Source organism: Bacillota bacterium (genome assembly GCA_013178125.1).
GTDB lineage: Bacteria > Bacillota > SHA-98 > Ch115 > JABLXJ01 > JABLXL01.
Genome location: JABLXJ010000011.1, coordinates 19929 through 46084, shown reverse-complemented (window position 1 = coordinate 46084; position 26156 = coordinate 19929). Strand labels below are relative to the sequence as shown.

Annotated in this window: 20 protein-coding genes; all 20 read right to left on the bottom strand. The window is 50.9% G+C overall.

The genetic code is table 11. From position 1 onward, the window contains the following. Positions 1-44 precede the first annotated feature (44 nt). The 20 genes from HPY71_10450 to HPY71_10355 all read right to left on the bottom strand — a co-directional run bounded on the left by HPY71_10450 (position 45) and on the right by HPY71_10355 (position 26128). Entirely contained in the window at positions 45-1019 is a 975-nt protein-coding gene (locus tag HPY71_10450; protein NPV53929.1) for a sugar ABC transporter substrate-binding protein, read from the bottom strand. 757 nt (positions 1020-1776) lie between these two features. Then, the gene (xylB, locus tag HPY71_10445; GenBank protein ID NPV53928.1) at positions 1777-3423 is read right to left on the bottom strand and encodes a xylulokinase; all 1647 of its coding nucleotides are present in this window, start codon (positions 3421-3423) and stop codon (positions 1777-1779) included. Positions 3424-3661: 238 nt separating this feature from the next. Further along, on the bottom strand, positions 3662-5437 hold the full coding sequence (locus HPY71_10440) for a hypothetical protein (protein NPV53927.1): 1776 nt from the start codon (positions 5435-5437) through the stop codon (positions 3662-3664). A 55-nt stretch (positions 5438-5492) separates the two neighbouring features. Beyond that, positions 5493-7961, bottom strand: a complete 2469-nt coding sequence (locus tag HPY71_10435) for an alpha-mannosidase (GenBank protein ID NPV53926.1) — start codon at positions 7959-7961, stop codon at positions 5493-5495. 69 nt (positions 7962-8030) lie between these two features. After that, positions 8031-9158: a hypothetical protein gene (locus HPY71_10430; GenBank protein NPV53925.1), complete on the bottom strand. Its 1128-nt coding sequence runs from the start codon at positions 9156-9158 to the stop codon at positions 8031-8033. Between the two features lie 61 nt (positions 9159-9219). Then, positions 9220-10230 carry a methyltransferase gene (locus tag HPY71_10425; protein ID NPV53924.1) on the bottom strand — a complete coding sequence of 337 codons (1011 nt, stop codon included), beginning with the start codon at positions 10228-10230 and terminating at the stop codon, positions 9220-9222. A gap of 21 nt (positions 10231-10251) precedes the next feature. Then, positions 10252-11100 (bottom strand): carbohydrate ABC transporter permease, encoded by an 849-nt coding sequence (locus tag HPY71_10420; GenBank protein ID NPV53923.1) that lies wholly within the window; start codon positions 11098-11100, stop codon positions 10252-10254. Next, a complete protein-coding gene (locus HPY71_10415; protein NPV53922.1) occupies positions 11097-12002 on the bottom strand; it encodes a sugar ABC transporter permease in 906 nt (301 codons plus the stop codon). The genes HPY71_10420 and HPY71_10415 overlap by 4 nt, the downstream gene beginning before the upstream one ends. Before the next feature lie 86 nt (positions 12003-12088). After that, positions 12089-13375, bottom strand: coding sequence for an ABC transporter substrate-binding protein (locus tag HPY71_10410; protein NPV53921.1), 1287 nt, complete (start codon positions 13373-13375; stop codon positions 12089-12091). A gap of 193 nt (positions 13376-13568) precedes the next feature. Further along, positions 13569-14831, bottom strand: coding sequence for an ROK family transcriptional regulator (locus tag HPY71_10405; protein ID NPV53920.1), 1263 nt, complete (start codon positions 14829-14831; stop codon positions 13569-13571). 302 nt (positions 14832-15133) lie between these two features. Next, positions 15134-16309 (bottom strand): hypothetical protein, encoded by a 1176-nt coding sequence (locus HPY71_10400; protein ID NPV53919.1) that lies wholly within the window; start codon positions 16307-16309, stop codon positions 15134-15136. Positions 16310-16374: 65 nt separating this feature from the next. Further along, positions 16375-17250: a carbohydrate ABC transporter permease gene (locus HPY71_10395; GenBank protein ID NPV53918.1), complete on the bottom strand. Its 876-nt coding sequence runs from the start codon at positions 17248-17250 to the stop codon at positions 16375-16377. Beyond that, positions 17251-18201, bottom strand: coding sequence for a sugar ABC transporter permease (locus HPY71_10390; protein ID NPV53917.1), 951 nt, complete (start codon positions 18199-18201; stop codon positions 17251-17253). Between the two features lie 115 nt (positions 18202-18316). Continuing rightward, positions 18317-19624 carry an ABC transporter substrate-binding protein gene (locus tag HPY71_10385; protein NPV53916.1) on the bottom strand — a complete coding sequence of 436 codons (1308 nt, stop codon included), beginning with the start codon at positions 19622-19624 and terminating at the stop codon, positions 18317-18319. Between the two features lie 210 nt (positions 19625-19834). Next, positions 19835-21292, bottom strand: a complete 1458-nt coding sequence (locus tag HPY71_10380; GenBank protein ID NPV53915.1) for a hypothetical protein — start codon at positions 21290-21292, stop codon at positions 19835-19837. 31 nt (positions 21293-21323) lie between these two features. Further along, the gene (locus HPY71_10375) at positions 21324-22094 is read right to left on the bottom strand and encodes a TIM barrel protein (GenBank protein NPV53914.1); all 771 of its coding nucleotides are present in this window, start codon (positions 22092-22094) and stop codon (positions 21324-21326) included. A gap of 111 nt (positions 22095-22205) precedes the next feature. Beyond that, positions 22206-23471: a DegT/DnrJ/EryC1/StrS family aminotransferase gene (locus tag HPY71_10370; GenBank protein ID NPV53913.1), complete on the bottom strand. Its 1266-nt coding sequence runs from the start codon at positions 23469-23471 to the stop codon at positions 22206-22208. Positions 23472-23580: 109 nt separating this feature from the next. Then, positions 23581-24687: a LacI family DNA-binding transcriptional regulator gene (locus HPY71_10365; GenBank protein NPV53912.1), complete on the bottom strand. Its 1107-nt coding sequence runs from the start codon at positions 24685-24687 to the stop codon at positions 23581-23583. Between the two features lie 208 nt (positions 24688-24895). After that, positions 24896-25189, bottom strand: coding sequence for a DUF5107 domain-containing protein (locus tag HPY71_10360; protein NPV53911.1), 294 nt, complete (start codon positions 25187-25189; stop codon positions 24896-24898). 228 nt (positions 25190-25417) lie between these two features. Beyond that, the gene (locus HPY71_10355) at positions 25418-26128 is read right to left on the bottom strand and encodes a PIG-L family deacetylase (protein ID NPV53910.1); all 711 of its coding nucleotides are present in this window, start codon (positions 26126-26128) and stop codon (positions 25418-25420) included. Positions 26129-26156 lie beyond the last annotated feature (28 nt).

Sequence of the window (26156 nt, the reverse complement as noted above, 5' to 3'; positions counted from 1 at the left end):
GCTTCAAAACGATAATTCTCGATCTAGAAAATGCTCTAGCAAGTCTAACGCACCGGGATATGGTTATCCTTTATGAACTTCTCGAGATTCTCAGGCGTAACAACCATCGACCCCGTATCGACCCGCTCCGGGACCTTCTCGCCGCGGGCGGCCTTGACAGCCGTGGCGATCCCCTCATACCCGATCTTGAAGAGGAACTGGGCAATATCCGCGTCCACCTTGCCCTGTCTCATCGCCTTGAGGGCATCGGGGGCGGCGTCAAAGCCGACCAGTAGTGTCTTGCTCTTTCTCTTTGCAGCTTCAAGCGCCTGCAGCGCGCCGATCGTGCCGCCATCCCACGCGCAGAATACAGCATCGATCTGGTCGTTAGCCCGTAGGGCATCCTCCATGCCGCTCAAGGCCTTCTCGGTTTGCCACTCGGCCGGGACTTCTGCGACGATTTTCATATTTGGATAATGTTCCTTGATATAGTTATAGAAGCCATCCCGGCGATCCTTCCCCGTTTGCTGGGCGATCATGCCATTTATCATCACGATATTGCCCTTGCCACCGAGCTTCTCGCCGACCCACTTAGCGGCTGATGCCGCCGCCTTGAGATTGTCAGTAGCAACAAAACTGGTAACCTTGGCGCCATAAATCGCTGTGTCTACCGCCACAACCGGGATGCCGAGGCGATTCGCCTTCTCCACAGCCGGGGCTATTCCCGTTGAATCGCAGGGCGCTATAGCCAAAGCATCAACCTTCCTGTTGATTAGGTCCTCAACGACCGCAAGCTGTCCCGCGATATCGTTCTCCTTTGGGGGCCCAAGCATAATCAAATCGACCCCCAGGTCCTTCGCCGCTTGTTTCGCGCCGTTATTGATTAATATCCAACCCTGGTTTGTGGCGGACTTGGTTGCATATCCAACGACAAGCTTCTTTGAGGCTGCGCTCCCGCCCATTGTGATAAGCGTCACGCACATGACCAATGCCAGAGCCAACAGGCAAACCACACGCAGAATCTTATTGAAGTTTCTCATCGACCCCGCCTCCTTGAATTGTAAATCTCTCCTACCTCAATCTGAGTCTCAGCTTCAACCCTAACCTTAAGCCTTGATCCTGACTTTGTCCTTCGCTATACCTACCACCTCCATGTCTCGTATCTATCCTAGCCATCTTTCTTATATTCACCTCCCCAACGCCAGTTGGGATCGTTAAAGGAGAAGTCATTCATGCCGCGATGCGGCGCCACAGAGGATGAAAATGCCTCTGGGAATAACTGGACAAACTAGGCTAGGAAGAGGAGAAAAAAGAAAGACCAAAAGACCCGAGGGGGGGCCCGAAGACCCGAAGATTAGCAATCGTTTGCGCAATCGATTGCTTCATATACATTAATATTCTCCCTAGATTCCTTAATTCCTTCTTAGCAAGGTAAAAAATCTAACGAATTAGCCATAAACGCCCCGGCCGCTGAGGCCAAAACCCCTGCTAATACTAAGTATAGGTTCCTTAATTTCTGCCAGTTTACCAGCACGTCCCTGGGGTTGCCAGTGCTTGCGTGACGGGGCCTTTGAAATTTGGCAATGCCCTCGCGCCAAATTTCAACGGAGGCGCGCCGCAAGCGCGCCGTCCCCGGAACGCAACACTGGCAACCCCAGGGAAAACGGCGATAATTTTCGAACTCACACTTAGTTTGTCATACCTAATGCCATACCTAAGGGCCTGACCGAAAATAGGCCGCCTACCCGGCTCGGTTATTGTTATTGGTTCGGTCACTCAATCATTAGATATTAATCACTAGCTCCCGAGCTTATGGAACACATCCTTCAACCGCGGATAAAGCGATTTATATACCTCAAACAACATCCGGTACCGGCCAGCTACTTCAGCGTTTGCCTCCCCTGCCTCGTTGTTCCCGGCCCTATCCCCGCCGGCCTCACCAGCACCAAAAGCACCAAAGAGGCGATCGCCAGGGCATGCCTCGCGGGATTGCGTCTGGGGTTGCGTCATTCCCGTGTATCGTACCCTTCCCCTGCACGCCTCATCGACATCACGGTATATGCCAACTCCGACCCCCGCAAGAAGGGCGCACCCATAGGATGAATGTTCTTCATTGCTAACCGTGATAACAGGCATCTCATAGATATCCGCCTGTATCTGCCGCCAAACCGGGCTCCTGGCCCCTCCGCCCGAGCAGAGCATCGTGTCGACAGATACGCCGAGCTCCTTGAATATGTCCAATGATTCCCTCATGGCGAAGCTCACGCCCTCCATGATGGCGCGGATCATGTGTCCCCTGCCATGCTGGAGCGTAAGCCCAATGAAGACGCCGCGGGCTCGCGGGTCCATGTGGGGCGTGCGCTCGCCTGATAGATAAGGCAGGAACACCAGGCCGTCGGAGCCCGCAGGGACCTTCTCCGCTTCCCTCGACACGATCTCATATGGATCAGCGCCGCTGAAGCCACCTGAGAGCTTTTCCAGCTGCCCGAGGTTATCCCTGAACCAGCGCAGCGAGAGCCCCGCCGCCAGCATCGCGCCCATCAAGATCCACTTCCCCGGGACGGCGTGGCACAAGGTATGCACCCGCCGCTTCGGGTCGAGGATGGGCCTGGATATACACGTGATCAGCTGCCCTCCTGTCCCGATCGTCGAGGCGGCGATGCCATCACGCACGACCCCGCTACCAATGGCGCCCATGGCCTGATCCGCGCCGCCCGCGATAACAGGGGTCCCGGACGCAAGCCCCGTCTCGCCGGCCGCCTGCGGCGTCACCTCGCCTGCAACATCGGACGCTTCGAGGAGGTCCGGTAGGATATCTGGCGCGACACCAACCGCCGCCATAACCTCCGCTGACCACGCCCTCTTCGTGATGTCCAGGAAGAGCGTGCCCGTGGCATCGGTCACGTCCGTTGCCATCTTCCCCGTGAGCTTCAAGCGAATGTAATCCTTGGGCAGGAGGACCTTCGAGGCCCTCCTGGTGACATCCGGCTCGTTACGCTTGACCCAGAAGACCGAAGGGGCCATGAAGCCCGTGGCCGTAGGCAGGCCCGCAATCTCATAAAGCCGCTCGACGCCAACCCTCTCATTGAGCTCCCGGCATTCACGCGCGCTCCTCTTATCTGGCCAGATGATAGCCGGCCTCAGGGGATGGCCGGCTTCATCAACAAACACCGTGCCGTGCATCTGGCCTGATAGCCCGATCCCCTTTATATTCCGCGGGTCAATGCCTGATTTGGCCAGCACCCGCCCGATGGTCCGCTTCGTCGCATCCCACCAGGCTCCAGGGTCCTGCTCGGCATAGTCCGGCTTCGGGATCAATATGGGATATTCCTCACCCGCGAGGCCGAGAATATTACCATCCGTATCTATTAGAATGGATCGCACGCTCGATGTTCCAAGATCGATACCCAGTAGATACTGCATCTCCTTCGATCCCCCATCCATCTATCCTGGCATTTTGCATCATTGCCTCAATTACTGGCTGATACTGGCTGAAAAAGTCCGGCGAACTTTCGTATATTGACTTAATTCATAATTCATTCTCCGCGCGGCTAATGATATCCTTCTGGATCAGGGGATCAATCGTGACAAAAGCCGGGGATCAAGCATGACGAACCACACGCCTTGACCCTTGACGCCTTGACATAGCGCCTTGGCATGGTGGACACAGACGTGACCAGATTCAAGGATTTCGATATTCAAGACTCTCGACAAACTCCCTGCCCTTCACCAACTCCTCCCCCCTGTCGATTCGCATGACAGGTATGCCCGCCTCGCGACATGCATGTATCACTTCCTGTGAATAATCGCCAGGGATTATCGAGAAATGGTTTCCGCTGGCGACGTCGAGCAGGAGCTCGGTCCGGATGCCGAGGTCCACCGCCATCCTGGGCCAGCTCCTGCCCCAGGCGACCTCGCGGACGGCCTCATCGGGCATGCGCACGCTACGGCCAACGCCAAGCTGCAGGAAATACCGCCCGTTGACGCGCGACAGGCGAGCCACCGTTACTCTGGCCTCGGGGGCGAAGTAGCCAATGGCCGCGCCCGCAACCCCCTGGCACTGCGCCGAGATCGTAAGGCGTCCGAGCACATCCTCAGGCCTTGCCGAATTCGCCGCATAATACACAGACGAAGCGCCGCAGTTGGAGATCACGATGTACCCTGGCGCATAATCGTTGAAATCACCGAAAAGCGCTGGCACTTCGCCACCGACCACGCGGCTAAGCCTGTCACAAACTCTACAACCAAGTGTACCACCAATTGAACCTGACATCACTCCCCGAGAGCTCTCGTCCCAGGCTCCATCTCCCGCGTCAATCCCGTTACTGGCAACCTTTTGTAATAATACAGATGAAATAAGTCCTTTGATATCACCCTCGCATACCGTGGCGATGACATCCCGGGGGCCCTCCGCATCAACCCCGAACGGCAGGAATGCCGGCAGGAAGCACGCCGTCGCCCCGTATTCGCAGGAAAGCTCCGGCTGGCATTTGATTGACACTCCAATTATCCTTTCATCCTCGAGTTCCTTCAACCTGTCGCGGGCAGCAAGGTACAAGGCAACCTGTTTAGAAAGTGATTCGCGGGTCACCATCACAGGATCATACACGATCTTCGCCCCGCCCGTCTCGAGCCACTTCAAGAAGCTATCAACCCTCCCCGGCTCCCGGGCGAGGATGCGGTCCGCCCTCTTAACGAGCATGTACTGGTCCTCGGTTAGAACCTCACCGATCAGGAAGGACTTCAAACGCGGGATATCGTCCAGCAGGTGCTCCATACGGAGCGCGCACGAGCCGCCCCAGAGGAGCAATGTGCTGCGCCTGAGTTTCTGATAGGCTGAGACGCCTCGCACCCACCTGATAACACCATCCCTATCATCGCGCAGGCGCCTGTGGGTAATAGCGTGCCGGTTGGGCGCCTCCTCCCAAAGCGAGCAACCTACAGCGGCCAGGCACGTCACACCCGCATCGGGCCTCGACGGGTCCCTCTCGGCGTACAGAAGCGTGGGGAGATTCATCTCGCGCTGCAGGTAGACCGGGAGCATGGAGTCGGTCCAAACCCAGCAACCCATGATCAGGCATTCCGCGCCGGCTTGCTTCAGGATGCGGGCGCAAGGCTCGATATCACGGGGGGAGCCTATCCCAAAGCTAGTTCCTAAGCTTTCAGTGAGGCCTCCGTCGTGGATGCTTCTATTATTGATGCTGGCACTCCCAGCACTGGCACTTCCCTCCCCATCTTCGCCGGGGTGATTTCCGGCGCCCTGGGACGACATATAGGCTATCGGGTCTATTACCTCAAACCCGTTCTCCTTAAGTAGTTTTACGAGCTCAAAGTGCTTCCGAGCGTTGAATACCTCGCGCTCCCGGGCCAGGCTCGTATTCCCTGCCCTTGGATCTGTGAACGTCACTACACCGACTTTTGGTTTATCGTTGTAGATAATTGGTTGCGATAAAGTCATTCCGCCTCCCAAGGGTATGAAGCTGTCGTTACGCCTCTCCCTAACAAATTCACACCTACTGGGAACCCCCGTTCCGCTCGTGACACGATCGTTCCAGCAAATCTACTTCACATACCGGCATCGTCTTGTCTCTGGAGATTCTAAAAGTCTTTATCTCGCAGGGCCCAAGTTTTGCACTCCACTCACGGTCAAGAAATGGCAGCTTGATTGTAGCAACGGTGGCCTCTCCCTCCGCCTCATAAACCCTCACTATAAGATCTTCCGAATCCTCATGTTTTTTTAACGCGGAAAGCAAGATATTGCCCGGGCTAATTTCAATAAACGACATTCTCTCCGGAAGATACCCACTATGGTTGGATTCAACAATCCAAACTGGCGGTTGGTTGAGTTCCCAGCCCAGATGCACGGTTCCTGCCTCACGCCAGGTATCCCTGTGAGGTAGAATTAGATATTTAAACGTTTGAATCCCATTATCGATACTCTGATAGGTCACTCCCGGCAGGTCCCCATTGGTCTGGTGATCAGCATAAGAAGGACTCCGGAGGATTGTGAACCCTATCTCTGCGTTCCTAACATCGTAGCTGTATTTACAATCATTGAGCAGGCTCACGCCGTACCGGATGCGCTCTCCATATGTGGTCGTAGCTTGTCCTGTCACATCCACCCAATTTTGTCCGGGCTCCTCCTCTCCATTGGCAGGCCTCACTATGTGTCCAAAGGGTATCTCATAAGTTACCTCAGGCTCCTCCACATTAACTGCAAACCTCAACTTCAACATCTTATAACTCTCACGCCAGTCCACGGTCACCCGGGATTCCACATAGGCAAGCTCTCTGTGGAGGATGAAATCCTGGCATATGTTTGAATTATTGTATCTGCTCTCTACACGGAGGCGGGCCCTTACCGGACCGCTCTCCATAAGACTCACGCGGGCGTCTGTGAACCTTGCACATTCATCCTTGAACTCAAAAACCCCATGACTCCAGGTGTCGCTAGGGTCATCTATTACGACAGGAACCGCACTGCGATCTGAGAAAACCCGTATTCCATTGACCTTATCAAAAAGCTCGCTGATATATCCCGTCCGAGATTCGATATCGAGCCTGAGCCACCTATTTTCCAGTGTAGTCGCGGTAGCACTCAAGGTCCCGCGAGCTTCGACCTCATCTCGCGAAAGGGCCTTCTTACTGTTACGATAGACCTGGTAACCCAAGGGAGGCACCTCGACAACCGCCGCACTCCTCTCCCTCTGCGTTATAATATTTAGGTTCTTCACTTTCTGATGGAGCACAGACTTACCATCGTCATCCTCGAGACCATCCAGAGACGGCCGGAACTCTATGGGTACTTTCACTCTCCAGGAATGGGGGTTGAATACTATCAGAACGGGGTCAACCCCGGAGGTATCAATCCTGCTTGCAATAGCCTGGGTTGAGAAGGTTAGTTCCTCTGTACCCACTTGCAGGCAACGACCGTGGAGGTTTCTGGCATCTTCATAGGCCTCCGGTATGCATGTCCCACCCATGATATCATGAAATTGATTAAAGAGGAGGTCATGCCATGCCTGGGTGAATGCGCCCCTGGGGTACTTTCTTCCCACAAGGATATCTGCGATTACGGAGAATTTCTCAGCAACAAGGAGGGTGTTTTCGGCCTTGCGATTATTACGCTTTATCTCTGACATCACCGAGTAACACCCGCTCGCATGATGTTGAAGCTCACCATGAACCACCGGCAAGTTTAATTCCTGCTTCTCAACCTCTTGGAAGAAACGATCAGGATTACTGAATTCAAGCCTGGGCATATTGGGATCAGCATTCATCTCAATGATGCTGGTGATTGCCTCCTTCGTCGGCCCACCCCCATGGTTTCCAACCCCATAAAAGATCATCATATCTGGCCAGAGGGGCTGGACCTCTTCAAGAAATCTCTCCACTCTCTTCCCTAGGTGCCCATCCTCTGAGTTATAGGCTATCGGGATACGATAGGTGAGAACCCTTGAACCGTCATCGCTTTCCCACCAGAATAATGGAGGCAGAGCTTTCTCATGGGACATGGGTCGCATGAATACATAATAGTCCATGCCGCTCTTTTTCAGGATTTGTGGCAGCATGCCATTATGGCCAAATGAGTCGATATTATATCCTGCCCTGGCCATTACTCCGAATTTCTCTTTGAAATATCTCTGACCATATAAGCTTTGGCGGGCGAAGGACTCCCCTGAAGGAATGTTGCAATCCGGTTCTATCCACCAGCCACCCACTATACACCATTTACCAGACTCAACAGCCTCCTTGATGCGCTCAAAAAGCGCAGGGTCTGTCTTTTCAATCCATTGATAGACTACGGCAGAACTGCAAGTGAAAATGAATTCTGGAGTCTCCTCCATCCTATCGAGGGCAGATTTGAAAGTGGAACGAGCCGACTCGAGCCCTTCAGGCCACTGCCAGAGCCAGACAGGGTCAATGTGGGCATTTCCGACCATACGTAAAGTATGAGCCTTAGGTCCCGCACTGTCGCTCATTTTCATCGACATCCTTTTATCTTTCTATGGGAAAATCTATAAGGGAAAGCTACCTATGGGGAGATTTGATCAATACGGTTCCCAGAGTACCCCATACATAGCCAAGACATTCTCTGTGGGTGTGTCGGGCTGAATGGTATGGCATGGAGCCACAATGAGGCCGCCGTCTTTCCCTACCTCTTCCACAAGCCGTTTGACATAATCTCTCACCTTGCCAGGAGTGGCATGAGGCAAAAGCTCTTGTTCATCCACGCCACCATGGAATGTAAGCTGGCTCCCAAATTCCCGTTTCAACTCGAGGGGATCCATATCCCTTGCGAGAGCCTGAACAGGATTTAGCACTTCGATCCCTATCTCAATAAGGTCGGGAATGATGGCCCGCACGCTGCCGCATGAATGATATTGCACCTTAACCCCATACCGCTTGCAGACGTCCACCTGGCGCTTCAAACGCGGCTTGATATATCTGCGCCAAAGATCCGGGCTCATCAGAAGGCCGTTTTGCGTGCCTACATCATCATTGATCTCGAACATAGCCAGTTTCCCGCCTGCTGCCGAAAGCACGCGATTCATGCGCTCAATCAGGTATTCCAGCACCAGGTCCATTACGCCACATGCCAACCCAGGATCTATTAGGAGATCGCTGAGGAAATTGTCCATTCCCCTCATAAACCAGCTGATCTCGAAGAAACCGCGCGTGTGCCCGATGGTAGCATAATCAGCGTATTCAATGCATTGTTCCTCGATGGTGGAATAATCCCACATGTCAGCCGATGGCCAGTAACGGTAACCTGCCAGCTCATCGACTGAGGTGATATCCCGGAGCGGATTCCGAGCCAGATCCACATAGGCCCCGGTGGAGTGTTCCACCTTCCTAAAATCCACTCCCCAAATGTCACGATATAAGCCATCCGGGGTCAACTCAATAGTGGGATCCGCGTATCTTATATCACTTGCCTCTACCTTAGACTTTGGCCGAACCCAGCGAATATCGCCACCGAACTTCTCTTTCATTCCGGCGTCATCCAAACCAAAATCCCTCTTCAGCCGCTCACACAACTCGGGCATCGCCGAAAAACTGTAAGGTGGACGATCCGGCTTACGATACTCAATACTGGCCAGAACGCGCTCCCTTGAGGTCATAGTCCCACCTCCAGGATCCTTTGCATCTCTTACCTGTATCAAATCCGCCTCCATTATGATGAGCGGTGAGTCTCCTTGAAGATTCCCCGATCACTCTAGGTGATTCTTTTCTTAGTCAACCCTCCTCCAGCCACGCCTCAAAGACGGCCTCGATATTCTCGCGGGGATCCTTAACCCCCCATTCACACTGGGCAATCACACCCCCATTTTTGCCATCTAAAGCTCGTCGTACCCTCCACACCGCATCTCTAACATCTTGCGGCGTTCCGAAGGGGAGCAGATGCTGGCGGTCTATCTCGCCATAGAAGGTGATCTTCCCACGGTATGCACGCCCTAGCTCCTCTATATTCATGCAGAAAAGCTGAGAGTTGAGGGCATCAATGCCAAGCTCAATGAGGTCAGGATAGATAGCTTCGATATTGCCATCAGAATGAAAAAATACGAACTTCCCGTGGGAATGAAGGATATCGCAGTAATCCTTATAGAGAGGCTTGAAAAAGGCCCTCCACATATCAGGAGAGATCAAGAGGCCTTTCTGCGAGCCCCAATCATCCATAAATGATACCGCGTCCACATCTGTATGAGCCCACATCTCCATCTCCCTTGTAAAAAAATCATGAAGCATTTCTCGGAGGCGGTATACTTCCCGGGTCCCATAAGCAAGATCTATGAAAAGGTTCTCCGTTCCCCGCAGAAACTGCATACGTTCAAATGGACGCGTCTCCGTCCCTACTTTAACAAACTTATCGGTTTCCGCACAGCTCTTGTTCACTTGCGAAAGGTCAGCTTCCTCCAATAGCTCCCACGGCAGTCTATAGGTATCTAGGACTGCCCAGTCGGCTAGAGGGTAATTCTTGACTTCGCCAGCTACTCCTGGTTCCCCTACTTTCCATACAGAGCCCCAGGCATCAACATATTCGCCTACTATTCCAACCTCTCCTCGTGCACGACGCCCTTCCCCGTAACGGTAACGTGGCTCCACAAAATCCAAGGGAAACTTGCTAGTTACCTCTGCTAGTTCACCTGAGCGAAACATCTTTACCCCCGGCAATGTCCAGAGATCCCTAGGTACACGATCGACGGGCTGGAAATGGAGTGCGGCGATTACTCGCTCCCTTGATGTCATCGGTAATCTCTCCCTTCAGCGTTATTCCTTCATAGCTCCGCTTGTCATGCCCTCGATAAAGTACCTTTGAAGTACGAGGAATATAATCGCCACGGGAAGGCATGTAAGCGTTGCTGCGGCGAGAAGGCCCGACCAATCAGCTGTGTACTGGCCAATAAACATGGAAAGGGCGACAGGTAACGTCCTGATTGTCTTAGACGTTGTAAATGTAAGTGCAAAAAGCAATTCACTCCATGCTGAAATGAAAATATACATAGCTGTAGCCACTACGCCTGTTCTTGCTATTGGAAGAATAATCCTAAAAAGCACTCCGAGTCGACTGCACCCATCAATAAGCGCTGCGTCACCCAACTCTTGTGGAATAGCCTCGAAAAAGCCGATCATGAGCCATATTGAGACGGGTACACTAAAAGCGAGATTGCTCAATATCAAAGCAGCATAAGTATCGTAGAGGCGGTAGTGTTGAAAGACAATGAATAAAGGTACTAGGATGACGGACTGCGGGAAGAGCTGCGTAAGAAACAGGGAAAATGACATTACCCTATTACCGGGAAATCTGAACTTCGAAAATGAATATGCTGCGAAACTCGCCACAAATGTGGCAATTAGGGCAGTACCTCCTGCAACAATAGTGCTATTCTTCATATAACCTACGAAGGCCGGGTCCACAAGGAGCTTCCTGTAGCCACCCAAATAAAGGTTTTGCGGTATAAAGGTCGGTGGATCACGAAAAATCTCCGAAGGTGGCTTGAATGAAGTTATGATCATCCAATAAAAGGGAAAGAAGGCAAATATAATGACCAAGACTATAAAAATAGCTGCTGGTCCATGTTTCATGATTAAACGAGTATACCATCTCCAGGTTCTCATGATAAGTGTCCCCCTTGGATTCTTAAGAGTCTAATATAAAGGAAAATAGCCACGCTCATTAGCGCAAGGAGGAGGACAGATGTTGCCGAAGCCTCACCCATCCGAAAGGCCGTAAAAGCTGTATCATAGATGTAAAGTGGTACGGTTCGAGTGGCATCTACAGGACCACCACGTGTTAGAGCAAAAACGAGGTCAAAGTAATTAAACGTCCATATAAAGGCCAATGTTGACGTGACGAAAAGGGGGAGCTTCAAAAGGGGTAGTATGATATACCAAATCATGCGCCAGCCCGCAGCACCGTCAACAGCTGCAGCATCATAGATTTCCTGGTTTATGGCTTTGCAGCCTGCCGTGATCATGATCATCCAGAAAGGAAAACCTTTCCATCCGTTAGCAATAACTAAAGATATCATGGCACTTGTGGGACGGGCGAGCCAAGGTTGGTAGGAATCGATAAGACCGAGACGTGTCATTGTGAAGTTAAGAACACCCCAATCAGGGCTCAAAATCCAACGCCATATGAATGCTATGACAATACCTGGCATTACCCATGGAACCAAGAGTAACCCTCTAATGATACTCCCCAACCTCCCACTCCGATCCAGGATCAAAGCTGTACCGAAGCCAAGGAGAAATTGAACTAGTATGGAACCAAGGGTCCAGATGAAAGAGTTCTTGAGAACGACCCTCAGGAGCCTCTCAGACAGGACTGCTCTATAGTTATCTAAGCCTATAAAAGGTTGTTCTATCGAAGTGAGTTTGACATTATAGAAGCTTAATCGTAGGGTATCGAAAATAGGGTATATCAGAATGGCTAAAATCAAGACCATGGCTGGAAGGAGTAAAGCATACGGCAAAACGTATTTACCAACCCTAAGCCGCGGGGCGACGGTATCCTTCATCGGTACACCTCCAGATTCTTTTCGTTTATTTTACGCGAGGGAAGAGGGGCGGCATCTAGGAGGCACCGCCCCGTAAAAACACTGGATTATTTCTTGAGAGCATCAATTATCCTGCGGTCAATTTCTTTAAGTGCAGCCTCTGATGTAATCTCACCCCTTACAGCGCGTAAGTACTGCCGTTGAACGATCTGAGCAATTTCCGGCAACTGAGCCACACACGGGACAGGTGGACGCCCAAATTTGGCCTGCTGGAGTGAAAGCTCAACGAATGGATCGCCTTTGAAATAAGGATAGTCCATCACTGAAATGCGTGTCGGAATGTGGAATCTTGTTCCAAGAGCCATTATATCGGGCTGGTACAGAAATTCTAGGAAGGCCCAGGCTTCTTTTTTATGCTTTGCAGCTTTGGGGATAGCGAGGTGCCAGCCCCCGTTTGACGATCCCGTCTTTCCTGGCTCCGGCCCAGGAAGAAGCGAGATACCATAATCGACATCGAGCTTCCAGTCGGGTCTAAGGCCGCGTAGCGTGTCCTTATACCACATCCCCCATACGTAAAAGGCTTGCTTGCCCTGAGCAAAGATATTGTCTAGATCACTATCAGTGTATGTTACAGCCGCCTCAGGCGCGAATTTGGCTAATTTTACAGCAAATTCAAATGCATCGATAGTCTTGGGGCTTAACGCAGCGGAGTTGGCACCATCAGGGGTCAAGAACGAAGTATCTTTCATAACTAGATAGGGTCCTACATCCTGGTAAAGTACACCCCAGTAACTTGCCCCAAAGAAACCATACCCAAAAATATTCCTCTTGTTGAGAGTCTTGATCTTGTTTAGGACATTAAGCCACTCGTCCCAAGTACGCGGTGGCTGGGCGACTCCTACGTCCTTTAGAATCTTTTTATTGTACCATAGAATACGCGTATCAGTATCCCAGGGAATCGTATATTGCTTACCTCTTATATTCCCTATCTTCCAGAGGCCTGGGATGAAGTCTTCTGATTTTATGACCTTAGATTTGGCAATGAAATCGTCGAGTTGTTCTAGCCCTCCCGTGCCCACAGCGGCCCCAACAGTTACATGGTTAACGAAGACCACATCGGGTGCGATGCCAGCCCTCAGGGCCGTGAGCTCCTTGTTATCAAATTGCTCAAATGGAATATCTTCGATCTTAACCTTGATATTAGGATGGGTCTCTTGGAATTTCTTAAGTATCTCCCCGTCGTCGTCCCACCACCTTCCAGCCCTTTCAGCAGGAACCGCAGCCCCTGCTGGTCGCCATATCTCAATCGTTATAGCCGATGCTGCAAAGGCAGCCGTGGAAAAAACAAGGATCAGAGTCGATATTAAAATTATAACTTTCTGAGCCTTTGTCATCAGAATTCCTCCTCCACTTCATTTAATAAAAGTTTTCGGAAAACCTTTGTACTCTCTCACGTATACACCTACGAAACCCCCAGACTTTTCGCTGTGCATCTATACCTCCGTCTTTCCCCTTCAATCACCCCCATATCTACCTAGTCAGACCAACACTTGGTGACGCAATAGGAATTGTGACTATAGGCTCTCCTTACCTCCCCGCGACCAATGCCCTCGATACTCCAAGCGTCGGGCGCCTCACTAGCTCCCGAATAGCCATGGTCGCCGCCCCGATAATCAACGCCTCTTTGCCCAGAGCGCCCCGAACCACTCTCACAATTCTTGCAGAATCTCCCCATCCTCGGTCTCTCACTATTTCTGCAATTGGCCGAATCAGAAGATCATCCCACGCATCAGAGAGTTCACCCCCGAAAACTACGAGCTCCGGATTAAAGAGATTAACTGCATTAACCGCCGCCACACCGAGGGCCCCGGCGACTTCGGATATAACCTGCTTTGCAAACTCATCACCCTCGCGTGCAGCTTTCCCTATCATCTCCAGGCTAAGGCCTCCAGACTCCGAGTGGGTATCTAGAAAATCGGCTATACGCGTCGTCTGCCCACCCTGTATCGCATTTATTACTCTTCTCATAATTAAGGAGGTGCTGGCATACAACTCAACACATCCTCGATTTCCACATTCACATCGAGGTCCGTTGATATCTATCGTAATATGCCCGATTTCTCCGGCACCCCCGGTCTCGCCCCTGTAAAGCTCACCCCCTATGAAGACACCGCCGCCAATGCCTGATGTTGTCCTTATATATACAAAATTGGAGACGTTAGTTGCACATCCGAACCATCTTTCCGCGAGGGCACACGCATTCGCGTCGTTTTCGAGATACATGGGAACGCCAAATTCATCCTCAACCATCTCGCGCAGTTTCACACCGGTCCAACCCTTGAGGTTAGGGGGAGATTCTATAATCCCCCTGGCGACATCAAGGGGCCCGGGCGCCGCCACGCCAATCCCTATAATCTTCTGCCTATCTACCTTCGATAGGTGAATTGCATTTCTGATGGAGGCCATAAGGTCAAGGGGGGACACGACCTCCCTCCCTGCTGAGATCCTGACTTCTGGCCCACTTACAACATGCGCATCGAGATCCGTGACGGCTGTTGTAATACCCGTTCGATCAAATCCCACACCTACTACATAGGCGGCTTTCGGGTTCAGCCTGAGCAGAATACGATTCCGCCCCGGGCCAGGATTCCCTTCCTTGCCGCTCTCCATAATTAGACGCTCACGCAACAGCTCATTCACTATTTTGGTTATGGTAGTCGGTGTCAACTTCGTCATCACGGCGATCTCAGACCTGGAAATTGGACCGAGATTCCTGATCGCTTCAAAGACTATTGAGCGGTTTACCCCTCTCACATCGCTCATGTTGCTCCCGGACCGAATCCCATCCACTACTGATGCTCCTCCCGACCGGTCAGGGCTCCGAACGTGCTCCTTTAGGTAGGCGATACTCAAATGGCACCCGAACGGACCGATGCCGGCAACGAGACTATTACATTTTTACAGTAACATTGAGATATATTGAAGATGCCGTTTCATAATAGCGCCCAATTATTTATTAAACTCGATTTATTAATTCGTCATAATCTAACGAATTCCTGCTTCGACACAAAAAAATCTACCTGGCGACAGTCCCGCTGGTAAATCGCTATAGCATATGGAGGATTTCCAGAATCGACCCAAAGGAATCGCTTCTATTGTCCACGGACGTCCTCAAATTTGGGCTTTTCTGGCCGCCTCCCGTTGGACGACCTCTTCGACCAGTCCATCCTGAGAGCATATTCCCTGGAGATCTTAAGGAACTCATTATAGGCATAATTCGCATCGTCATCGGGACTTAGTTCCACGCATGGTATTACTATTACATCCGGAGTCATTACTTCCATCACATGCTTATAGTCATTAAGGGCCGTTTCTAAAGGGCCTTCAAACCCGAAATAGATAACGCCTTCATGAGCAAACGCAGATTTCAGCTTTGTCAGGTCGCCCCTTGAACAACGGTAAGAGAGATCAACCGCATATATCCTCGGAGTATGCCAGAGGTAATCATCGGCCGCGGGATTTGGCCCACAATTATGTAACATCCCTCCCCCGTATTTTGCAAAGATTTTGTTATTTACAGGCATGCTAAAACGCCGGAAAAACTCCGGAGAATAGGCAGCGCATGTATCATCGCTTACGTGACCCTTATGACCCTCAGGGGACCAGATATCGGGGAAATCAGTACATGTAATAAAGTCAATTCCTCCTGCGGCCTCAATTGAGACATCTGCAAATAGAATAAATGTCTCAGTGAGTAAATCTAAAAGCCGCCGAAATGCCTCAGGGAAATCGTACATTGCTGTGAAGAAGCGAGTAGAACCCAGAAGGTCCATGGCTGCATTCATCGGCCCGCCCATATCCAAGAGAGATAGATATATCCTGTGGTCAGTCTCCTCTGCGAAATACTTTATCCGCCGCAGCCCCTCTGGCATCAGACCATCTACCGTCGGATCGGGCAGCTCAAGATCATCCACGTCTTCAACGTCATCCAGGACCGGCCCCTTGATGTAAGGCGTCTGATCGGGGTGTTCACCATATATAACCTCTGCCCCAAAGGCACTGGCAAGGACGATACAACCGACATCAGGCCTCATTGCGGGGATATAATCATCCGGGATCCTCTCCCAACTGAGTTTAACACCGGCTAATGCCACCTCTAGCTGCTTCTCCATGTTTATCATTTGTTCAGTGACTGTATATCCCCACGGATTAGCACGTATGCTCATCATTATTGGAATATGATCAACTTTTCTATATGCCCATACATCTCGTATTTGTTGTTTACGGTGCTCAACCTCACAAGTATCTATCTCAAAATCCAATTTCATAAGGATACAGCCCTTTCATACATACATACTTTGTCCTCTGCGGCTCCAAAACAACAATCTCCAGATTAGCCCTTAACAGCTCCAGCAGTCAGGCCCTGGATCAAATATTTCTGCAGCCCAAGAAATATTACAACCACCGGAACCGTTACAATTATCGATGCGGCCATCATGTCTTCCCATCTTATGTCAAACTCTCCCACAAAAGATAAGATTACGCCAGGTGGGATCGTCCGCATGCTATCCTGGGACATTAGAGTCAGGGCAAACATAAACTCATCCCAAGCAACTAGAAAGGAGAATACCCCCACCGCCAGTACCCCGGGCAGGGCCAGCGGAAGGATGACTTTGCATAACGCCTGGAGCCGGCTACACCCGTCAATGAGGGCGGCTTCCTCAAGTTCTCCTGGGATCTTATCAAAAAAACCCTTCAACATCCATATGCAAAAAGGCAGGGCGAAACTTGTATAAGAGATAATTAGCCCTGTATAAGTATTTAACAGCCGCAGGCGCCAAAACATAATGTAAAACGATATAAGAAGCATAGGAAGGGGAAACATTTGGGTTATTAGGATCGCTGTCAACGTCGTCCTCCTTCCCGCATACCGGAAACGCGAGAATGCATAGCCGGCCATAGTGGCTAGGATAATGCTTAAGAATACCGTTGAGGCGCTGACTATAATGCTATTCCGGAAGTACGCGAGAAAGTTGAGCGCCTCAGCTTGCCCAGAGGCGATAACGTTATAATAGGGAAGGAGCGTGGGCTTCCGGGGAAACCACTCTGGCGGGAGCTTAAATAACACATTATGGTGCTTTATAGATGTAATTACCATCCAGTAGACAGGGAAATAGATTATAACCAGCATTGCCACCAGCGCAGCGTAGGTTCCCACCTTGGCCAGTAGCCGCTTTCGCCTAGCCAGAGTAAGCATCCAAACTGCCATCTACTCCGCCTCCTTTCCCCCGACTACGCGTATATAGCCGAGGCTAAAAATCAGGAGGAAAACGAGCCATAGGACACCCATGGCACTCCCGTATCCCATGTTGAATTCCTTAAACGCGGTCTTGTAAATGTGCACAGGCCATATATTGGTGGCGTCAATTGGCCCGCCTTTCGTCAGCACCCAGATAAGTGTAAAATTCTGAAACTCCCATATGAATTCCAGTAACGTTACAATCATTATAATCTCGCGCAGGTTTGGCCAGGTGACATAGAGAAAACGCTGTATGACGCCAGCCCCGTCAATAGTCGCTGCCTCATACTGCTCCGCGGGGACCGTCTGAAGCCCGGCCAGGAGCATCAACATAAAGAAGGGATAGGTCTTCCACGCCGTTGCCAAGATAACCGAAGGCATTGCCAAGCGGGGCTCTATAAGCCACCCGCGAAAATGCTTGATCAATCCAATGTTAGATAAGATCACATTGAATACCCCGTAATTGGCATTCAGGATCCACATAAAGAGCAAGGAAACCACAACGTATGGAACAATCCACGGCACTAGAAATAGGCTCCGAAAAACGCCTCTCATATGTATATCCTGGTTTAGGAGCAGGGCAAGCGCAAAACCTATGATAAAAGATAAGACTACGACCCCTGCAGCATACTCAACTGTCCTGTAGAAGGAAACATAGAATGCCCGGTCCCTTAAGAGGTTCGCGAAGTTCCCCAGGCCGATGAAGCGATTCTCGCCGGTTATATCAGTCAAAAAATACCGAAAAAAACCAAGGCGCACTCCGCTCGCCAAGGGGAAGCCTATTGTAAATGCCATTATGACCAATGCCGGCAATATCAGGGATGTGAAAAAGCGCCTTTCTCGTCCGTGCACGGAGACGTGCATCCCGCTTACGCGGAGGCTTCTCTGTTCGCCAGCGGCTATAACAGTATTCTCCCCCATAGGAAAGCTCTCCTTCCAAATTCTGATGGAAGGGGGCACCCCACCCAGACATCCGGGCACCCCCACCCCAAAATATCCTCAGACGACCATCCCGCTCATCCCGTATCCTACGGCGCTACTGCTTGAGCATGCGCTGGAGCTCTTTAGCAAGCGCATTCAAAGTTGTAATAACATCGGCGTTTTCCATGAGAACCTTCTGCGTGGCCTTCATAATTGCAGTGCCGAGCCCCTGCCACTTGGGACCCCACGCATTCGGGATGCGCGTGTACTGCATTTGCAGAAGGGCAGCCTGCGCAAATGGGGACTTGAATTCGCTCCATGACATAAGTTGAGACTTCAGGATGGGCATTAGGCCCGTATTTGCAAAGTAGTCCCTGGTAACCCTTGGATCCGTAACGAGGAACTTCATATAATCAAATGCTTCTTTCTTATGCTTGCTCGCCTTTGAGAGCACCAGCATATGAGAGCTTGGGTTCGCATAACCATACTCGCCTTTGATCGCTGGACCCTTTGGGATCGGCACCATGGCCCATTCTTTATTGAATTCCGTTCCTTTTTCACTTAAATTCTCAAGGATGCCTTTTATCCACGGCCCCTCCAACATAAAACCGACCTTTTCCTGAGCAAACAACACCCTGATCTCCCTGATGCCAAGGCCCGCCTTCATATACTTCTTATCGACAAGATTCTTCAACCACTTAAAGGTCTTAACCCCACCCTCCTGGTTGATAATTACGTTGCCCTTGGTATCAAGCACTTCCCCTCCAAAGTTCCACAACCACGGGTGGAGGTAATCCGCCGAGAATGCATCCAATGTCCCGTTAAGGGCAATACCTTGAATATCTGGTCCCAGGTTGCCGATCGCAGCGATAGCTTTATCTAGCTCATCCATCGTACGCGGTGCGGTTTCGGGATCGAGACCAGCCTTTTTCATCAGGGTCTTATTGTATACCATGCAATTAGGGTTCTGGTTCCATGGAAGAGCATAGAGCTTTCCCCGGATACGCCCCTCTGCCAGGGTGGAAGGGAACATGTCATCTACCATGGACTTCGGTAGGTATTCATCGAGAGTCTCTACATTTCCCATAGCGGCGATCTGAGCAAGCCAGGCAACATCAATCAAGGTAATATCTGGTGCATTTCCAGCTGCGGACATAACTGTAAACTGGTTGAGCGTTTCCTCATAGGGTAGGGGAACCGTGTTGATATCTATGTTGGGATGCTCTTTTTCATAGAGCTTCTCCGCATACTCCAGCACCCCCACGCCGCCGGAGGTTTTTTCAGCGGCCATCCAGCTGTGAAAGCTTATGGTAATCTTCGAGGCGCCAAGTATACCCTGAGCAGCCCATGCTACAAGCGATAACGTAACGACCACAACAACGACAAACGCCCTCACCGATATTCTAAACCTCTGGCACACCATATTCCAAACCCTCCCTTCAAATGACATGCCATTCAAATGACCCGTTATGGATACGACATCAGTTAGCACCAATAGTTGGCATTAGCATTGCATTAGTCTCCAGTCACGTAAATCCCATCCCCCCTTCCAGGCTTGTCTACCTCGTAATCTAATAGCGTTCCGGTCAACCAAAGCTTTCTTATCAAACTACTCTCTCACTCAAAGCAATTCTCACCCTGCGCGCTGTACGAGACGCCTGATCTGAGCCTCAAGACACCGGTCAAGCTCCCTCTCCTGCTCCGGGGTAAGGGGTTTTGGATGGTGATCACGCAAGATCTGCCGGGCCCGCTCGTTGGCAGCCGAACGCATATCCCGCGCCCCCTGCTGCTCCCATATCTCCCACCTGTTACGATTAGTCAGCCGCGGTATCCAGACCTCCCGTCGCAAGTGCCTGACTGTATGTTCCTGGTCCAGGAAGTGCCCGCCCGGGCCGACGCGTTTTAAGACATCCAGGCCTATGGTCTCGCTGTTTACCTCAATACCCCGCACGATCCTGAACGCCGCCCCCAATATTTCATCATCTATTACGCATTGTTCATAGCTCGCAAGGAGCATCTGGTCCATCATCCCCACCGATAGATGGATGAAATTCACCCCGCCGAGAGCGCACGTCAACACCTGCAGAGCTCGCTCGTAGCCAGCTTGGGCATCGGGAAGCTTAGCATCGATCCCCGTGCCACCCTGGAAGGGAAGGTTATAGAAGTGCGCCATTTGCGCCGTAGCCGCATGCAGCAGGGCTACCTCCGGCGCAGCCCCGCAGTATCCTCCCGATTGCATCTCCATGAGGCCAGATGCGATAGCAAAAATGCATGGCGTCCCCGGGTTCACAAGCTGGGCCAGAGTGATCCCGCACAGCACATTTGCGCATTCTTCCACCAGAGTCCCCGCAATGGTCACAGGCGTGGTGCTTCCCTGCTGGGCATCTACCTCTATATAAAGGGGAACCCCGTACTTGGCAGCCTCCATTATCTCTTCAACCCGCTCGCGAGATTGAACGAGTGGACTTATAAGGCACGTGACCATAGTGAAAATCGGGCGCCTGCGAACCTCCTCTGTGCCACCGACGATTATAGACGCGAGTTCCACCTGGTCACGGACCGATTGTCCTCCTTGCCCTTGAGAGTAGTAATTTCGATAGGTATTCCGTACAACAGTAGAGAAGAGTATTCTATCAAAGGCCTCCCTTTGGATATTTTGCGGATCAACGATAGCATGTATTATATGCAGATTCTCCAGCGCATCCTGAAGGCGCGTCAGATCGGCCAGATCCTGAAGCGTGGCCTCCCGGCGCCTACCGTCAAGATCGAGCACGTATAAAGCTGATGAACCGCCTATCGTATAGACACTATCTGTATCCACCCTAACATCATATTCAGGGGTCTTGCCGCACAAAGTGAAGCGACTTGGCGCCGTGCTAAGAGCCCTCCTCAGGATGTGCTCGGGGATTTTGACGATTCGCCCCTCAAAATCCACGTTACATCCGTGGTCTCGGAAGAGTTCGAGCGCAGGTCGGTACTCCACGCGTACCCCTACTTCCTCAAGGACTTCAAGAACGGCCCAGTGAATGCTGCGAATATCACCGTCGGATAGAGGCTTGAACTGTCCACCCTTCAACGCTCTTATTGGCATATGATGCCCTCCTTACGGCAGCCTATATATTTCACAATAGTTTCTTTAGCGAAGTAATAGCTATGTGGGTGCCGGATGCTGGCTGAAACTCCATGCCAACGAAACCGGCATATCCCGACTCCTCTATGGCTGAGAATACATTCTTGTAGTTGATCTCACCAGTGCCAGGTTCATGCCGACCCGGGACGTCAGCGACGTGAATATGCCCTATGAGCTCAATATTCTCTCGGATAGTTGATATTAGATTACCCTCCATTACCTGCATATGATATATATCAAATAACAAGCGGAGATTGGGACTCCCGACCTCCTTGATGATCTGGAAACCAGGCCCGGAGTGATCGAGGAAGTAGCCTTTATGATCCACCTTTGTATTCAAGGCCTCCAGGAGGAGTATCACGCCCTCATCTTCTGCTATTTTCGCGAGGATCCTGGCACCCTCGAGCACGCTCTCCCACTTGCTCTCCCATCGCTCATCCTCCGGGCGCGAGGGCCCGAAAGGCCTCACGCACCGGTCTTCGCCAAGCTCGTCCGTGAGGAGTATCAACCTCCTCACCCCGCTCTCCTTTGCCTTGGCAATCGATTTTCTCACATCTGCTATGGTTCGCTCCCTCGCGGATGGGTATGTCAGGTAGCCTACGCGATTCCCTTGAAAACAGGCGATCTCAACCCCAGCGGCCATCGCCCTTTCGGTTACCATCCCGAGGTTCTTGTTTTCCCAATCCCAGAACTCGATAGCCTCAAACCCATCTTCAGCTGCCCTTACGATCCTCTCCTCAAAAGGGAACTCTGTATAAAGCATCTCTATACATGCCGAAAGTTTCACCGCTATGACCCCCCATTTGGGATATGCGTTATTTGTTATTTAGAGTATTATCAATTAGGATATCGAGGCAGAGTTAATTAAAGTTGATTAAAGGACAGCCTCTGCTGTGCTCCGTATCGCGGATATGATCTGGTCTGCTGCCTCGTCCGTTAAGAATGGAGATACGTCGATATGGATCGCCCGCTTGAGGATGTCGTCCGTTTTCGGCAGCATCCCGACCTCATATTTCACATCGCTCTTGTTGTGAGGACACCCTTCGAACGGGCACTTGACGGTGTTATGGATGACAGCTTTTTCTAGGAGCTGTCTCCAGTGTGCATAAACATGTGGGCCGCTGTAGTAAGGAATGAAAGCAGCCACCTTCTTGGCGTTTAGCATCTCGGCAAATCGAGCCGTCTTCTCTGCCGAATCGGTAAAGAACACTATCGTCGATCCAGCCTCTCCGGATGGATCCGGGATCTTGCGGAAGGTTATACCCCTGATATCTCGGATACCATCCATAATCTTAGCTTTATTTCTACGGAGGGCAGTAAGTATGGAATCGAGCTTGCGTAGTTGAGCCAGGGCGAGCGCGCCTACGAGCTCGCTCATCCTAAAATTCAAGCCGAGATAGAGGGGTTCATTGACCTGCTCTTCGCTGCCATATTCCTCAAATCGCATGTATCCGTGGTCATGGAAGCGGATAGCGCGCTTGTAGAGATCAAAGTCGTTAGTAGCTACGACCCCGCCCTCGCCCGAGGTGATGATCTTGTGGTACTGGAGGCTAAAGGCTGCTATATCCCCCATTGAGCCAACCCGCTTGCCTTTATAGCTTGCTCCCGTAGCCTGGGCACAATCTTCGAGAACTTTAATGTTGTGTCGTCTTGCGATCTCAAGAATGGGATCCATGTCGGCCGGTATTCCGCGCATGTGAACAACGACTACAGCCTTGGTTCTCGGGGTTATTCGTCGCTCGAACTCCTCGGGATCCAGATTTAGGGATTCATTTATGTCGCAAATAACCGGGATCGCCTTAACCGCCGGTATGACCTCCATAGACGCTATGAACGTATAGCCCGGAACGATGACTTCATCGCCAGGCCCTATCCCGAGGGCGTTCATGGCCACATAGAGGGCACCGGTGCCTGAACTTACGCCGAGCGCGTATTTTACTCCCATGGTCTTGGCGAACTCTTGCTCAAACTCTTTTACCTTGTTGAGAAGGTTCAGTCCGTAATAGCGGAACAAGGATTTACTCTCAATGACCTCGACTACCGCGCGCTTCTCTTCCTCCCCTATATTTTCTCCTCCAGGGAAGACATCTTGCCCATGGATTGGTGCACCTTTTACCGTTGTGACATCATTCTTTGACATTTGGAATCCCTCCAAGTTTTATTGTTATATTTTATTGTTATATAATTCCAGTATAAGAGTTTGTTAAGTTTTGAGAAGCGCTTCTGATCACCTCTAGTAAGGTGATCATTTACGCCATGGCCGAGACAGATTCCCTTTCACTGGAGCCCCTCCCGCGTTGGTCAAGAGCCCGGCAAGAATCCCGGACAACAACCCGAGTCGGGAGGATTATTTTAAGGGGAAGATCGTCGTCGCCGCGGGAAATGGCGATCAATCGATTCACAGCTATATTGCCGAGCTCTTTCTTGGGTACGTGGACTGTAGTAAGCGCAGGATGCAAATCCTCGGATATCTCGAGGTCATCGAAGCCAGCTATGGATATATCGTCCGGGATGCTGAGACCGCTCTTTGCTACGGCTTGGATGGCACCCACAGCGACCTCATCGCCCAATACGAAGACTGCTGTAGGTCTTTCATCCATTTGAATGAGCTTCATCATAGCGTCATGGCCACCTACGGCGCGGTAATCCCCGTGCACTATGATCCCCTCGTCAAAGTCTAGACCTGCATCCTCGAGCGCCCTCTGGTAACCCCTTAGGGCGTTTGCCCCAAAAGAACCCTCGATTTCCCCTTTTGGCCCCGCTATTACCCCTATCCGCTGATGCCCAAGCCCTATGAGGTACCGGGTCATCTCATATGCTCCATGATAATAATCTGGGCAGACGCAATTGACCTCAAGCTCCGATGCGAGGTGATCCACGACTACAACTGGGAACTCCCTGGCGAGAACTCCTTCTACAAACTCTCTCTCAGGGGCGGCGAGACTCATCTTCAGTACACCAAGAGTGTTTACCTCAGTTAGTCTGCGGATTATAAGCTCAGGGTCCTGCTCTCTATTAATTTTGAGGATGTAGAAATGTAAACCTTTCTCCGATAAAATGTTCGTAGTTGCGTTGATTAGCTCACTAAAGAAATGAACCCCATAGAAATGCGCATCGCTACTAAGCAACAAGGCCACACTATTAGGTTCCTGCGTGGGGCCAGGTCCATTTTCCCCGCGCACCAGACGCTGGGCAGCTATGTTCGGTTTATATCCAAGTCGCCTCACGGCCTCCCAAACTGCTTTTTCGGTCTCAGACTTGACCCCACCCTGGTTATTTACAACCCTGGATACTGTAGATTTGCTTACTTTTGCCATCCTGGCTACGTCTTTGATCGTAATGTTTCTATCGCCCACGCTGCTATGATTCTCCTTATCTCAGATTCTCTTTGCCTATATTACTTTTATAGCATCGGGTCCTACCTCATGGAAACGTTCCTGGAACATTCCTAATCACAATAATTCGCTATTAGCGTGACTTCTCCTTCTATAAGATATGGCTCAAGCTATAATAATTTTACCCCCGGAGATCGACCTCGATATTCCCACCGGGATACACCTTGACTTATAGTTCACCATGATCTGGATAATCCTCTCCCTGAGACCTATCAGGTGAATCATTAGGGAAGACTTCATCCCACCCTCCGGGCCAAACATCATCAAAATTCGCGCTAGATGTCACCCTCCGTAGCTCCACACGAGGGTTATGCCAGAGGAAATTACAACCTGCAGGTTTATAATATAAATCCCAAATTTTCCCTCCAACCTCTAGGAAAATCGTCACCCGGAATATTTCATTCTCAACCATTAATACTTGAAATCCCCAGTGACTTCGCTTAAAATCAACCCTTACACTCATGGCCCCCTCACCCCATCATTAAAAAAGACCATAGCTGTTTCCGGCCTTTTTTCTTCCTGCCCTCTAGCAGTTAGTTACTCCGCCTCTAGATTTATACATGAGAAATAATAGAGATAGTTCACATCTTATGGGCTACAATAATCTTTTCTAGAACATTCACACGCTTCGGTTCGCCTCCTTTAAAAATTCTCCTTCAATGTCCTAACCCACCCACAATCTATAACCAAGTTAATCATGCGGAAGTAGACTACCAGGGAATTCACGTGGCCATGCACGGACACGCTTGAATACTTCGGCATATTTAACGCCAGCTTGCAGGCCGCGATATCGCCCGGTAATCTCGATAAAATCGAGAGGAGTCATATCATATTGATTCTCTAGCCAAGCAACTTGGCTTTGGTGCTTGCTCATCATGGTCTTCTTGATCTCGATGGTAGATGAAATATCAACGTACTCGTCAGGAAGGAAATTTACCCCGCAATGAGACTCAGTGAAATACATCGGAACAATCTTATCACAGGGTGGATGCCCTGTCTTTATGTTAGGAACGGTGACCATAATAGCTACATCGTTAAGAATTTGGCCAGCAGTCGAATGATCAGGATTATATAGATCTTCGGGGTAGTGCCCAAAAATTACATCCGGTTTGACTTCGCGGATCAAATCTATAAACCTTAATCTAGTCTCCTCATTACTGAAGAGAAATTCATCCGGATATCCCATCCAGATAAGGGTTGCACCAATTACCGCCGCGCTTTCTTTGGCTTCCCTATATCGTATATTGGCAATCTCTTGTTTCCCGTGAACCGCGGAACCCGCTTCGCCATTGGTGGCAATAGCCATGAACACTTCGTCACCCCGTTGTGCATATTTGGCGAGGGTCCCCCCACAGAAAAGCTCTAGGTCATCCGGATGAGCACCCACAGCTAGTACACGCATAAAATCATCCTCCGTCCAACCAGAATTG